The organism is Capnocytophaga sp. oral taxon 380 str. F0488 (genome assembly GCF_000318255.2).
In the GTDB taxonomy this organism is placed as follows: Bacteria; Bacteroidota; Bacteroidia; order Flavobacteriales; family Flavobacteriaceae; genus Capnocytophaga; species Capnocytophaga ochracea.
In genome coordinates, this window is the sequence record NZ_KB291188.1 from 13,111 (window position 1) to 26,373 (window position 13,263).

The 13,263-nt window shown below is 37.2% G+C and carries 12 protein-coding genes; 10 read left to right on the forward strand and 2 right to left on the reverse strand.

What is annotated here, in order from left to right:
- Positions 1 to 211: 211 nt before the first annotated feature.
- On the reverse strand, positions 212 to 1,330 hold the full coding sequence (locus HMPREF9078_RS03245) for a formimidoylglutamase (RefSeq protein WP_009419323.1): 1,119 nt from the start codon (positions 1,328 to 1,330) through the stop codon (positions 212 to 214).
- A 179-nt stretch (positions 1,331 to 1,509) separates the two neighbouring features.
- Between HMPREF9078_RS03245 and HMPREF9078_RS03250 the strand changes: the two genes are divergently transcribed.
- The 6 genes from HMPREF9078_RS03250 to HMPREF9078_RS03275 all read left to right on the forward strand — a co-directional run bounded on the left by HMPREF9078_RS03250 (position 1,510) and on the right by HMPREF9078_RS03275 (position 6,550).
- Positions 1,510 to 2,460, forward strand: coding sequence for a 2-hydroxyacid dehydrogenase (locus tag HMPREF9078_RS03250; RefSeq protein WP_009419324.1), 951 nt, complete (start codon positions 1,510 to 1,512; stop codon positions 2,458 to 2,460).
- Between the two features lie 22 nt (positions 2,461 to 2,482).
- Positions 2,483 to 3,301, forward strand: a complete 819-nt coding sequence (locus HMPREF9078_RS03255) for a 5'-nucleotidase, lipoprotein e(P4) family (RefSeq protein ID WP_009419326.1) — start codon at positions 2,483 to 2,485, stop codon at positions 3,299 to 3,301.
- 106 nt (positions 3,302 to 3,407) lie between these two features.
- On the forward strand, positions 3,408 to 4,142 hold the full coding sequence (gene ubiE, locus HMPREF9078_RS03260) for a bifunctional demethylmenaquinone methyltransferase/2-methoxy-6-polyprenyl-1,4-benzoquinol methylase UbiE (protein ID WP_009419327.1): 735 nt from the start codon (positions 3,408 to 3,410) through the stop codon (positions 4,140 to 4,142).
- Between the two features lie 17 nt (positions 4,143 to 4,159).
- Entirely contained in the window at positions 4,160 to 4,882 is a 723-nt protein-coding gene (locus HMPREF9078_RS03265) for a porin family protein (RefSeq protein ID WP_009411358.1), read from the forward strand.
- Position 4,883: 1 nt separating this feature from the next.
- Complete coding sequence (locus HMPREF9078_RS03270; protein ID WP_002671558.1) at positions 4,884 to 5,495, forward strand: DUF2911 domain-containing protein; 612 nt, start codon at positions 4,884 to 4,886, stop codon at positions 5,493 to 5,495.
- Positions 5,495 to 6,550 (forward strand): DUF3810 domain-containing protein, encoded by a 1,056-nt coding sequence (locus tag HMPREF9078_RS03275; protein ID WP_009419328.1) that lies wholly within the window; start codon positions 5,495 to 5,497, stop codon positions 6,548 to 6,550. The genes HMPREF9078_RS03270 and HMPREF9078_RS03275 overlap by 1 nt, the downstream gene beginning before the upstream one ends.
- A 41-nt stretch (positions 6,551 to 6,591) precedes the next feature.
- Here the strand turns inward: HMPREF9078_RS03275 and HMPREF9078_RS03280 are convergent, their stop codons facing one another.
- A complete protein-coding gene (locus HMPREF9078_RS03280) occupies positions 6,592 to 6,888 on the reverse strand; it encodes a co-chaperone YbbN (protein WP_002671563.1) in 297 nt (98 codons plus the stop codon).
- Positions 6,889 to 7,554: 666 nt separating this feature from the next.
- On the opposite strand from HMPREF9078_RS03280, the gene dnaN reads away from it, so the two are divergent.
- From dnaN to lpxD, 4 genes are all read left to right on the forward strand, one after another.
- Positions 7,555 to 8,679: a DNA polymerase III subunit beta gene (gene dnaN, locus HMPREF9078_RS03285; RefSeq protein WP_009419329.1), complete on the forward strand. Its 1,125-nt coding sequence runs from the start codon at positions 7,555 to 7,557 to the stop codon at positions 8,677 to 8,679.
- A 108-nt stretch (positions 8,680 to 8,787) separates the two neighbouring features.
- A complete protein-coding gene (locus tag HMPREF9078_RS03290) occupies positions 8,788 to 10,878 on the forward strand; it encodes an LTA synthase family protein (RefSeq protein WP_009419330.1) in 2,091 nt (696 codons plus the stop codon).
- Positions 10,862 to 12,079 (forward strand): HD domain-containing protein, encoded by a 1,218-nt coding sequence (locus HMPREF9078_RS03295; RefSeq protein WP_009419331.1) that lies wholly within the window; start codon positions 10,862 to 10,864, stop codon positions 12,077 to 12,079. Before HMPREF9078_RS03290 ends, HMPREF9078_RS03295 begins: the two co-directional genes overlap by 17 nt.
- 159 nt (positions 12,080 to 12,238) lie before the next feature.
- The gene (gene lpxD / locus HMPREF9078_RS03300; RefSeq protein WP_002671571.1) at positions 12,239 to 13,258 is read left to right on the forward strand and encodes a UDP-3-O-(3-hydroxymyristoyl)glucosamine N-acyltransferase; all 1,020 of its coding nucleotides are present in this window, start codon (positions 12,239 to 12,241) and stop codon (positions 13,256 to 13,258) included.
- Positions 13,259 to 13,263: the final 5 nt, after the last annotated feature.

Sequence of the window (13,263 nt, forward strand, 5' to 3'; positions counted from 1 at the left end):
CCCGAAGGGGGACAAGCCTTAAAGAGAAATTGGTGAAGACTATCAATCTGAAAGACAAGACCTATTTGAAGAGAAAGCGAAGCTAAAGTAGACCTAAAACGAACAAATAACGGTACGAGCCGTAAGGGTGAATAAAGAATGAAGAAACAAAAAGCGAATTTAAAGTAAATGAAATTGCGATTTTCTATGACTTTATAGAAAAGATATTTGCTTATACTGATTTGCGATAGGAGCGCCACCAACGTTCGGGGATAGTGCCACTAATGGCTTCTTCGTAGTCTTGAGGTAGACAAGGAATAAGTCCGGAGGGTATGTGGTTTTGAGGTCCGGAGTATTTATCGCCTCCGGGTTTCATCCACCAGCGTTCGGTTTGCGTACTTTTGAAGAACTCTATTTGGATATCTTCAATGGGTACGATGTATTTAGTGTAATTCTCGTCGTTTATCACAGGTAGTTCTTTGATACGGAAGTTAAATCCTTCGTAGAAATACCAAAGCATTTCGGCGAGTAGCTGACTTGCCAAATCGGTATTGGGGATATCGAAAATACCTGCCACTTGCACATTACTACTGATACCTGCATAACGCGTGATAGCACATATTTCCCTACTATTGAAGCCGTTTACATTACCTTCAGTTAACATATCTTTTGCCTGCACACAGCTCATATCGACACTCACGATATCGGCATCACGCATTGCGGGCTCGATAATCTTCAAATCATTCACTATATTGCCCAAGCGGTGTACCTCAAAACACATTTTTTCGAGCAAATCGAGCTCTTCTTGAGCTACGTAATAAGACTGATAGCCGAGATTGGTAAAATCGAGTAAATTCACGGGAGGTTCTGAAATGAGTTTGCTCATATAGGAGCTCTCTACAAAGAGTTCTTCGGTATCGCCAAAATCGAACTTAGCATCTACACATACTACATTCACCATTTGTTCGAGACTATCGAAAGCGCGGTAGAGGGAATAAGTAAAGTCTTGCGAACCACCCAGCACCACAGGGATAACGTCTTGCTTAATGAGCTCGGCTACAATTTCTTTGATAGCAAAATGAGTATCGTCGTCGGTTTCGCCTAAGGGCAAGTTACCCAAATCGGCAATGGCAAAATTCCAATTTCCCATAAAGAGAGAATACAGATGCTGACGGAAGCGATAGAAAGACTGTCCTTCGGTTTCGATACAGAAAAAGGCAATTTTCACGTCGGTAAGGTCAGGTAAACCAAGGGAAGGGAGGTGTTTATGGAGTTGGAAACCCACTTGTTGTGGCTTGTAATCGTCTAAGGTAAAAGCTTCATCAACGGGTTGTAAATAGGATAGTGACATAATTTTTCTTATTAATAGACGGCAAAGGTAGGGGATAATTAGCAAATTAGCAAATTTGAGGATTAGCAAATTATTTGAGGTTCTTCACTTGTAGTTCGTAATTATTTATTATTTTTGCAAAAAATTAAGACCTCTATTAGGCTCTTTATATTTAAAGATAAAAAAGGATTCACTTTAAAATGAAGATATTACATATAGACAGAAACCACCCCTTGATGCTTTCACAACTCGCAGCACAGGGTTTTGAAAATTACGAAGACTATACAAGCTCTAAAGAGTCTATTGAAGCTAAAATAGCTGATTACGAAGGAATTATTATCCGCAGTCGTTTTACCATAGACAGGACATTTTTAGACAAAGCTACTCAATTGAAATTTATAGGTAGAGTAGGTGCAGGGCTTGAAAATATAGACGTAGCTTATGCTGAAAGTAAAGGCATAACACTCATCGCAGCCCCTGAAGGCAATAGAAATGCAGTAGGCGAACACGCACTCGGTATGCTTCTAGCATTGCTGAACAAGTTTAAGAAAGCCAATAACGAAATTAAAAACGGCAAATGGTTGCGAGAGGAGAACAGAGGTTGGGAGCTCGACGGCAAGACAGTAGGTATCATAGGCTACGGCAATATGGGAAAGAGTTTTGCTAAGAAATTGCGCGGTTTTGACTGTAGTGTGATTTGCTACGATATACTCCCCAACAAAGGTGACGAGAATGCCAAGCAAGGAACCCTAGTAGATTTTTTTCGTCAGGCAGATGTAGTGAGCTTGCACACACCTCAAACCCCACAAACTATAGGTATGGTGAATGAAGTGTTTATTAATAGTTTTGCTAAGAGTTTTTGGTTCTTAAACACCGCACGTGGGAAGAGCGTAGTTACCGATGATTTGGTACACGCCTTGCAAAGCGGGAAAGTATTGGGGGCAGGTTTAGACGTGTTAGAATATGAAAAGGCATCGTTTGAAGACTTCTTTAGCGACGAACAAATGCCCGAATCGTTTAAATACCTATTGGAAGCGGATAATGTGATTCTCACTCCTCATATTGCAGGCTGGACTTTAGAAAGTAAAGAAAAGCTTGCGCAGATAATAGTAGACAAGATAATTAGCAAATTTGGAAAATTAGCAAATTGACAAATCAACAAATTAAATAGAAATGAAAAAGAATTATTTACTCATTGGAGTAGTAGCTTTACTGCTCGGCAGTTGCTGTGCTACTAAAAACATTCCCACAACGCAAACTACTACGCAAGAAAGTGCCCTCATTGCCAACGGCAAATTGTGGTCGTCTTACTTTCAGCAAAACGCTGCTGAATATGAAGCTTTGTGTTTGCAAGCCTTCAACGTGGCACAATTGCGATTGGACGAAGCCCTTGCTAAAAAGGGCGATAAACCGCTGGCAATTGTTACCGATATAGATGAAACCTTTTTGGACAATTCGCCCTTTGAAGCCTATTGTGCGAAACAGGGTATTAGTTATTCACAAAAAGCGTGGGAAGAATGGACAGTTTTAGGCGATGCCAAACCGCTAACAGGCGCGTTAGAGTTCTTTAAATACGCCGATAGCAAGGGAGTAGCTATTTTCTATGTGACTAATCGTCGTGACAACGAACGTGAAGGTACGACCAAGAACTTGCGCAAGTACAATTTTCCTTTGCCTTCGGACAATCGACTTATCTTGCGTTCTGCTGAGAAGAGCAAAGAGAACCGTCGATTACAAATTGCTAAAGATTACGACATCGTACTCTTGATGGGCGACAACCTTTCTGACTTTTCTAAAGATTTCGATGGTGGTACTCCAAAAGAACGTTCAGAAGCAGTACATAAGAACAAAACAGAGTTTGGAAAGCGTTTTATTGTGCTCCCTAACTATTCTTATGGCGATTGGGAAGGAGCTGCTTATGGTCATAAATACTCTATTCCAGAAGCCGAGAAAGAAGCGATTATTAAGAATAATACAAAGGCATTTAAATAGGTAAGAGGTAAAGCTAGGGTTCTGGAATTGGCGTGTATGTGAATAAGAGACAAAAATATTGTCAATTGAAAATTAATTTCTATCTTTGCAAAAAATTAAGCACTATATGCCTAAGAACACTGTTACGCCCTATCAAGATTCAGCACAGGGTAAAAAAGAACAAGTTACCCAAATGTTTAACACTATCTCAGATACTTATGATGGTTTGAACCGTTTGATTTCGTGGGGCTCAGATGTAAAATGGCGTAAATTTGTAGTACAAAAAGTGGCAGAGATACACCCTACTACGGTGCTTGATGTAGCTACAGGCACAGCCGATTTAGCAATTGTTCTTACTACTATTCCAAATGTGAGAATTACAGGATTAGATATCTCAGAGGGAATGTTGGAAGTAGGACGCGGAAAGATAGCTAAAAAAAAACTTACTGACCGCATTAATTTAGTACACGGAGACAGTGAGCAACTACCTTTTGCTGATGCTACTTTCGATGCTGTAACGGTAGGCTTTGGAGTACGCAACTTTGAAGATTTAGAAAAGGGACTAAGTGAAATTCTCAGAGTGCTGAAACCTAAGGGGCGCTTGGTGGTATTAGAGACTTCTGTACCTAAAAAGTTCCCTTTCAAACAAGGGTATCATCTATATACAAATTATATGATGCCCCTCATAGGCAAACTCTTTTCTAAAGACAGGTCGGCTTATAGGTACTTATCTGATTCGGCTATCCATTTTCCTTACGGGAAGAAGTTTCAAGAGATATTAGATAAGGTAGGTTATCAGAAAACTGAATATTATCCTAAAACCTTAGGTGGAGTAGTTACCATTTACATAGCTAATAAATAGAACTTTAACAATAAAAAATGAATAAGAAAACATTTAAAAAGAGTCTTATAGGGTTGTTCTTATTTTTAGGAGCATTGAATTTGTATGGGCAAATCAAAGAGCCTATTATGAACTTAGAGCATTTTGATGACAAACGCTTTCAATGGGGATACTATTTTGGTACCAATGTGTTTGACTTCAAAATAGATTACCGCGACTTAAATTATCGCACAGCTAATCTGCGAGAAATACAAACTGACCGTAAATTAGGTTTTAACGTAGGTCTTACAGGCTCTGTGCGCTTAGTGAAACATCTCGATTTGCGAATTGAGCCAGGTTTGGTGTACAACAAGCGTATTCTTATCTTCCCTGGATTCTCCGATTCGAGAGATTCGATGCGCGATGTTCCTTCTACTTATATTTATATTCCGTTATTGCTAAAATATAGTGCTAAGCGCTGGTATAACGTAAAACCTTACGTAACGGCAGGAGCTTCGATGGTGTTTAACTTGAGTAGTAATGCGAATCTAAATGTCGATAACTCCGAAAAGACTTTCCGTGCTACAAGAAATGTTTTCTTCTATGAATTAGGTTTAGGTATTGACTTCTACACTCCTTATTTTAGAGTCTCTCCTTCTCTGAGGGCCTTATTTTCAGTTAATAATGAGTTGATACCCGATAATAATCCCAATAGCCCTTGGACAAGTAACCTTAATGGTTTAAAGAGTCGTGGGTTCTTATTAAATCTAAACTTCGAATAATATGAAGAAACTAATCCTTATAGTAGTTTTTTTGATAAGTCTTGCGTCTTATGCGCAGAACTTTAGCTACCCTATGGCAAGTCCACGTCAGGTAATCACACAACAGTTTTCTGTGAGTCAAATTACAGTAGATTACGGTCGCCCAAGTGTGCGAGGGCGTAAAATATTTGGCGAATTAGTTCCCTATGGGAAGATTTGGCGTTTAGGAGCTAATCAAGCTACGAGTATTAGTTTCCTTCAGCCTGTAAAATTTGGAGGCAAGTCGGTAAAGAAGGGCGATTATGCTATTTTTGTAACTCCTGAAGCTCACCAGTGGACGGTAGTTCTCAATTACGATGCCGATGCGTGGGGAGCTTATAGCTATGACCCTAATGAGAATGCTATTGAATTTACAGTGCCCGTTACTCAAACCAAAGATTTACAAGAAGCTTTAGAGTTCTCATTCGAGAACATTTCTAATGAAAAAGTAAATTTAGTAATTCGTTGGGAGTACACTAAAGTGGAAATTCCTATTGAAATAGACAAAAAAGAAACTATTGATAAGATTATAGAGCAACTCAAAGAAGTAAAACAATTTGAGAGAGACTTGGAAGGTAAAGACGATAAGAAATAATGGAAAGGAAACAAGTATGGAAATATAGTGTTTTTGCTATTTACATAGTTATTTGGCTTGTTTTTCGTACTTTTCCTACCGTTACAGAACATATTTATAGTAAAGGTATCTACCCGTATATAGCTAAAGTGTTGCACTTTTTATTCGGGTGGATACCTTTTTCTATGGGCGATATTCTATACACGTTGCTCATTATAGGTATATTTTTAGCCGTAGTAAAACACTTCAAAAAATTATGGCAAACCCCCTTAAAAGTCTTAGATAAGATATTTTCAAAAATAATACGTATTACCTTTGCCTTTTTCTTCCTTTGGGGGTTCAACTATTTTAGGGTACCTTTATCGGAATCTTTGCACATTTCTAAAGAATATACACAAGCCCAACTGCTGAAAGCTACACAAACGTGTATTGACAGAGCCAACACAATCCATTCCCGATTAGCAACCAATGATACTACTAAAGTAGACTTTTGGCTTTCACAAAAAGAAATATATCGCATTGCTTATAACGGCTATCCTCTGGAGAAACAAGGTGTTACAGACTTTAAAGCAATGAAAAGTGTTAAACCTTCTCTTTACAGTAAACTGCTTACCTATATGGGATATAGTGGGTATTTGAATCCGTTTACTAATGAAGCCCAAGTAAACAGAAAGATGATAGGTTATAGTGTACCTATTACTGTTTGCCACGAAATAGCACATCAAATGGGGTATGCTGCCGAAGAAGAAGCAAATTATTTAGGGTATTTGGCAGCTCTAAAAACTGATAATCCTTATTTTAGATACAGTGCAGAACTCTTTGCCTTGCGCTATTTTCTCAATGAAGTAGCTCAAGTAGCTCCTACTGAATATGAAAGCCTTCACTCTCAAATTCACAAAGGTATCTTTGAAAACTATAAAGAAGTGCGTTTGTTTTGGCAACAATATGAGAACAAAGCTGAGCCTGTTTTTAAAGCAAGCTACGATGCGTTCTTGAAAGCAAACAAACAATCACAAGGTATCAATAGTTACGATTTAGTGGTAGGATTACTAATTCCTCATTATGTTAGAAATTAGGAATTAGAACTAACCATTAATCATTGACCTTTAATCATTAATTACAGAAATTTGTTAAGTTCCATTAGTAAGACTTCACTGTCTTGAAAGCCTTCTCCCCGCCAAATAAGATTCATATTATTAAAGATAATAACAGTAGGCAAGACACTTATCTTCAGTGCCTTACTTAATTCTTTATTCTTGTTAATGTCTACTTTCACAACCTTTACTCTATCCTTCAAAATAGTAACTACTTCGCGTAATACAGCATTCATATGTAGTGAAACTTCAATACCTTCAGAATAAAAACAAATGAGCACAGGTGTATTTACATTGATGATATCACCAAATTTCTCCATAATTTTATGTTTAAAATAATGGCACAAAAATACAAAGTTTTTTTTAATTACAAATAGAAATAAGCAAAATATATTATTTTTTATTTTTAAAAAGCTATTAACGCTATCTTATCTTCCTCTTCTCTTTAGCATTTCTTCGTTCATTGTTCGTCTTTTGTTCGTCTTTTGTTCGTCTTTTCTTTGTCTTTTGTTTGTCATTCGTTCGTCATTCGTTCGTTCATCGTTCGTTCATCGTTCGTTCATCGTTCGTTCATCGTTCGTCATTCGTTCGTCATTCGTTCGTTCATCGTTAGTCATTCGTTCATTTGCCCGTGTGGCTCGCACCGTTCATTGTTCGTTCTTCCTATAAGATTCGTATAAGCTACGTATAAGATTGCTTCAAACAAAAACTGTCTTTCTTTGTTGTTTATAGATTCGTTTTTCTATCGTTGGCAAAGTTTCTATTTTTTGGAATTTGTGGGAGATTAAAAAAACAGCGAAACTACCTATTTGTAATTGCTTGTTTTGCTAGAATTTCTGTAGTGTAAGTCATATTATCTCTTATGTCGAACTCACATTAAAATTAAAAAATATCTAAAAAAATTTGGTAGTAACAAATATTCTTTCTACTTTTGCCATTATTACTCCGAAAAGGGGTAAGTTTTGTCATTTAAAATATATAAAAATATGAAGTTTATAGTATCAAGTTCTTACTTATTAAAGAAGTTACAAGTATTTGGCGGTGTAATCAATAACAACAATACAATGCCTATACTCGATAACTTTTTGTTTGAACTGTCTACCAATTCTTTAACTATCTCTGCTTCCGATTTGGAAACTACTGTAAGAGGTACTTTGGAAGTAGAATCAGATTCAGAAGGGAGCATAGCAGTATCAGCTAAATTATTGACAGATATTCTTAAAACCTTTTCAGAACAACCCCTTACCTTTTTGGTAAAAGAGAATAATGTAATAGAAATTAGCTCTACTACCGGTAATTATACCTTAGCTTATTTAGATGGAGAGGAGTTCCCTCGCCCTGTAGCCTTGCCTGAAGCAAGCAAAGTAACGATGATAGGCGATGTATTAGCAACTGCCGTGCAAAAGACTATCTTCGCAGCAGGAAATGACGATTTACGTCCTACAATGAGCGGTATTTTATTCCAATTCAGTGAAAGCGGACTTACCTTTGTAGGTACAGATGCTCATAAATTAGTGAAATACGAACGCTTAGACATCAAAGCTAATGAAGCTGCTGATTTCATTATGCCTAAAAAACCGTTGAACATTCTCAAAGGTATTTTAGCAGGTAGCGAAACAGAAGTAACAATAGAATACAACGAGAGCAATGCAAAATTCTCTTTTGACGATATGGAATTCATCTGCCGCCTTATAGATGGTAAATATCCTAACTACGATGCGGTAATTCCTAAAGAAAATCCTAATAAACTTATTTTAAATCGTTCGCAATTCTATAGTTCTATTAACCGTTTGTCGTTGTTTTCAAATAAAACCACCCACCAAGTGCGCTTGAAAATAGCTGGTTCTAGCTTGGTAATTTCAGCTGAGGACGTAGATTATAGCAATAAAGGTGAGGAGCGTTTCACTTGCAACTATCAGGGAGACGATTTAGAAATAGGCTTCAACTCCAAGTTCTTGAAAGAGATGATTAATAACTTAGACTCTGATGAAATCTTGATAGAAATGTCGTTGCCAAATCGCGCCGGACTTATCACGCCTGTTGATGGACTTGATGAGGGTGAGAAAGTGCTAATGTTGGCAATGCCAATTATGCTCAACACAAATCAATAAATAAAGAAATTTTCATTTTTAAAATGAAACGCCTTATGAGTCTCTTTTTAAGGCGTTTCTTTTTTTAAGAGAGAAATCACAATGTTTATCATTCAAAAATAACTATCTATGAAGTCCATTTTAGAAAGAATAAAGCCTTTTACATATATAGCTGCCTTATACCTAATCGTATCGTTTGTGATGCGCATTGTTTTTATGGTGCACCCTATTACTGCTACCACATTTTCGGTGTGGAGTGTGTTTAAGATGCTTTTCATAGGCTTACTATCCGATGCTTTTGTGATAGTATTGGCAAGTAGTATTTTAATGCTTTATTTCCTCTTTATTGCCAATGTAAAGTACAAAAAACCTTACGGAGGCATTATTTTAGGAGCATTTATCCTCATACTACTCTATATACAGTTTTATCCTAACAATATATTTGCACAATATGGGGGCGTGATTCCCGAAATCGCATTAGCTTTCTTCGGCTTTAAAACGTTGTGTTTTGCCTTATTACTCTTTTTGCCTAAGTACAGAGCCCAACTGCGCAATGCATTGTATTTTATTACGCTGGCTATCTATGTATTTGCCATAGTGATGAATGCAGTAAGCGAATATTTCTTTTGGAATGAGTTCGGGATTCGTTATAACTTTATAGCAGTAGATTACCTTATTTATACCAATGAAGTGATAGGTAATATAATGGAGAGTTACCCCGTAGTACCCTTATTTACAGGGGTTTTTGTATTAGTATTGGCAATTACTATATATTTATTTCTCAAGACTAAGAGTGCGCTCAAAACAATACCTACCCTCTTTGAAAAAACGGTTATAGTAGTACCCTATTTGCTGTTAGTGCTTATAGGAATGTGGAGATTACCCCAGCTTGATGCTATGACTGCCGAAAATACTTTTGCTCAAGAAATACAAAGTAATGGTGTTTACAAGTTTTATTATGCTTTTACCCATAGTGAGTTAGATTTCTTTCAGTTTTATCCTACCTTGCCAGACAAAGAGGCTGAAAGCATTGTGCTCAAACAACTCAATGCTCCTGCCCTCGAACGCCAGATTGTAAGCGATACTACCGAAGTACACCGCAATGTCCTCCTCATTTCAGTAGAGAGTCTTTCGGCAGAATACCTTACAATGTATGGTAATACTGATAATCGTACGCCTTTCTTGGATAGCTTAGCTAATAACAGCTTGTTTTTTACTAATTTGTATGCTACGGGTAATCGCACTGTGAGAGGGTTGGAAGCTCTAACTCTTTGCATACCACCTACTCCAGGCGAAAGTGTGGTGAAGCGCAAAGACAATAAAGATAAGTTTACCACGGGTAGCGTGTTCAAAAGTAAAGGTTATGATGTAAAATATCTCTATGGAGGCGATAGTTATTTTGATAATATGAAGGATTTTTTCACTGGTAATGGTTACGATATTATAGATAGCAAGAGCTTTACTCCAGAAGAAGTAACTTTTTCTAATATATGGGGTGTTTGCGATGAAGATATGGCAAACAAAGCTATAAAGGTGATGAATGAACAAGCTAAAGCAGGCAAACCATTCTTTAATCACTGGATGACAGTAAGTAATCACCGTCCGTTTACTTATCCAGAAGGTAAAATTGATATTCCTCCTACTGAAAAACGACGTGCAGGTGGAGTAAAATATACCGATTATGCTCTCAAACGATTCTTTGAGATGGCCAAACAACAAGAATGGTACAAAAATACTCTTTTTGTGATTGTAGCCGATCACTGTGCATCGAGTGCAGGTAGTACCGAATTGCCTTTAGATGGTTATCGCATTCCTTGTTTTATTGTTGCCGATTTTATCACTCCTAAAAAAGTAGATATAATGGTATCACAAATAGATGTGATGCCTACCGTTTTTGGTTTGCTAAATTTCAATTATACCTCTAAGTTCATAGGACAAGATGTACTAAAAGAAGGCTATCAGCCACGCGCTTATATTGCTACTTATCAGGATTTAGGTTATTTAACCTCTGATAAACTCACTATTATATCACCTTTGAGAAAAACCACTCAATACAGTTTGCACAAAGAAGCCGAACAACCCTCACAAGAATATCCGTTGTTTTATAAGCAAATAAAAGAAAATAATGTGAATAAGGAACAAGCCGATGCTTGTATTGGTACTTATCAAGCTACTGCCGAGTGGTTAAAAAACAAACAGTTCAATGCGGTCAAGAAATAAGCTAAAAATTATCAACGACCCTATTTATGGGTTTATCCATATCCCCAGCACTCTGGCGTTCGACATTATTGAGCACCCCTATTTTCAGCGACTCAGACGCATTAACCAAATGGGACTTTCGTATTTGGTGTTCCCTGGGGCTAAACACACTCGTTTTGAGCACGTATTGGGGTGTGTGTTCTTGATGCAGAAAACAGTAGAGATGCTCCGTTTCAAGGGAATACAAATCTCTGAAAAAGAAGCTGAAGGGCTCTATATTGCCATATTGTTGCACGACATAGGTCACGGGCCTTTTTCTCACGCAATGGAACACAGCATTGTCGAAGGTATTTCTCACGAGGAAATCTCGCTGCGCTTTATGCAAGAGCTTAACAAGGTATTTAATGGCAAATTAGATACCGCTATAGCAATATTTCAAGGTACTTACCCACGTAAGTTTATGCATCAACTTATCTCGGGGCAGTTGGATATGGACAGAGCCGATTACCTCAAACGCGATAGTTTTTATACAGGAGTCGCTGAGGGGAATATAAATTCTGAACGCCTTATTTCAATGCTTAACGTACGCAACGACGAATTAGTAGTCGAAGAAAAAGGCTTATACTCGGTAGAGAAATTCCTAATAGCCCGCCGATTGATGTATTGGCAAGTGTACTTGCACAAAACTAGCGTAGTAGCCGAGCAGATACTCATCAGGTTGCTCAATCGTGCCAAAGAGTTGGTGCAACAAGGGCAAGAACTGACTATGTCCACCGCCTTAGCTTTCTTTGTGAAAAACAAGATATCCAAAGATAATTTCTCACAAGAAGTACTTGAGATGTTTGCTCGTTTAGACGATACAGATATTATTTCGGCAATGAAAGAATGGCAGTTCCACCCCGATGTAGTCCTTTCTAAACTCAGCAAAATGTTGCTTAATCGCGATTTGCTAAAAATAAAAGTCCGCTTAAACGATTTTGAAGAACAGAAGATAAAAAGACTGCAGAAACTATCAGTTGCCAAAGGAGTAGGCGAAAAAGATATGAAGTACTTTGTCTTTACAGGAGTGATGACTAACAGAGCGTATAATCCAGGAAAGGAAATAATTAAGATTCTTACCAAAAATGGAAGAGTAGTAGATCTTACTAAAACCTCTGAAGCTATCAATTTAGAACCTCTTTCACAAGTAACCGAACGATACTATATTTGCTATCCAAAGTAAGGTAGAAAAGGAGGGAGTAAAATTACCAATAGAGAAAAAAAATAGCAAAAAGAGTGCTATATGAAATAATTTTTATATTTTTGTTGCGAAAAACAACCTTTTTTTAAGACAAAAACATATAAATATTGCTTTATATCGTTTTGATTATAAACTAATTAAATGAAATTTACAGCATTACAAATAGCCAATGTACTCGGCGGTGAAGTAGAAGGAAATCCCCAAATTGAAGTCTATAAACTTTCAAAAATTGAAGAGGGAAGTGAAGGGAGTATATCTTTTTTGGCAAACCCTAAATACAAACATTTTATCTATACTACTCAGGCATCCATAGTGATTGTAAATAAGGACTTTGAGGCTGAAGATAAAATATCAGCAACTTTAGTGAGAGTAGACGATGCTTATGCCGCTTTTACTAAACTCTTAGAATTTTACAATCAAGTGAAAATGAATAAAGTAGGTATAGAACAACCTTCGTTTATCGCTTCATCTGCTAAAATAGGACAAAATGTATATATAGGAGCTTTTGTGTATATTGGCGAAAATGTAGTGATAAGCGATAATGTGAAAATCTATCCTAACACTTACATAGGTGATAACTCATCAGTAGGTGAGGGGACTACTATTTTTGCAGGCTGTAAAATATATTCCGAAACTGTCATAGGCAAAGATTGTATACTCCACAGTGGAGTAGTATTAGGTGCTGACGGATTTGGCTTCCAGCCCAATGAAAAAGGAGAATTCAGCAGAGTGCCACAGATAGGTAATGTCGTTATTGAAGATTCTGTAGATATAGGTGCAGAAACAGCTATAGATCGTGCAACTTTAGGTTCTACTATCATTCGTAAGGGAGTAAAGTTAGACAATCAAATACATATTGCCCACAATGTAGAAATAGGTAAAAATACAGTGATTGCTGCCCAAACAGGTATCGCTGGCTCAACTAAAGTAGGCGAAAATTGTATGATAGGGGGTCAAGTGGGAATCGTAGGTCACTTAGTAATAGGCAATCGCGTGAAAATACAAGCCCAAACAGGGGTAGGTCGCAACCTTAAAGACGATGAAGCGATACAAGGCTCTCCCGCTTTGGGGCACGCTGAATACAACAAAGCTTATGTCATTTTTAGAAAATTACCTAACTTGCTTAAACGCTTAGAAGAATTAGAAAAAAAATTAAAATAAATACA

What these genes read in the sequence shown, in the direction of transcription:
- HMPREF9078_RS03245 (WP_009419323.1), bottom strand. Translation starts at nt 1,330, where the DNA reads ATGTCACTATCCTATTTACAACCCGTTGATGAAGCTTTTACCTTAGAC.
- HMPREF9078_RS03250 (WP_009419324.1), top strand. Translation starts at nt 1,510, where the DNA reads ATGAAGATATTACATATAGACAGAAACCACCCCTTGATGCTTTCACAA.
- HMPREF9078_RS03255 (WP_009419326.1), top strand. Translation starts at nt 2,483, where the DNA reads ATGAAAAAGAATTATTTACTCATTGGAGTAGTAGCTTTACTGCTCGGC.
- ubiE (WP_009419327.1), top strand. Translation starts at nt 3,408, where the DNA reads ATGCCTAAGAACACTGTTACGCCCTATCAAGATTCAGCACAGGGTAAA.
- HMPREF9078_RS03265 (WP_009411358.1), top strand. Translation starts at nt 4,160, where the DNA reads ATGAATAAGAAAACATTTAAAAAGAGTCTTATAGGGTTGTTCTTATTT.
- HMPREF9078_RS03270 (WP_002671558.1), top strand. Translation starts at nt 4,884, where the DNA reads ATGAAGAAACTAATCCTTATAGTAGTTTTTTTGATAAGTCTTGCGTCT.
- HMPREF9078_RS03275 (WP_009419328.1), top strand. Translation starts at nt 5,495, where the DNA reads ATGGAAAGGAAACAAGTATGGAAATATAGTGTTTTTGCTATTTACATA.
- HMPREF9078_RS03280 (WP_002671563.1), bottom strand. Translation starts at nt 6,888, where the DNA reads ATGGAGAAATTTGGTGATATCATCAATGTAAATACACCTGTGCTCATT.
- dnaN (WP_009419329.1), top strand. Translation starts at nt 7,555, where the DNA reads ATGAAGTTTATAGTATCAAGTTCTTACTTATTAAAGAAGTTACAAGTA.
- HMPREF9078_RS03290 (WP_009419330.1), top strand. Translation starts at nt 8,788, where the DNA reads ATGAAGTCCATTTTAGAAAGAATAAAGCCTTTTACATATATAGCTGCC.
- HMPREF9078_RS03295 (WP_009419331.1), top strand. Translation starts at nt 10,862, where the DNA reads ATGCGGTCAAGAAATAAGCTAAAAATTATCAACGACCCTATTTATGGG.
- lpxD (WP_002671571.1), top strand. Translation starts at nt 12,239, where the DNA reads ATGAAATTTACAGCATTACAAATAGCCAATGTACTCGGCGGTGAAGTA.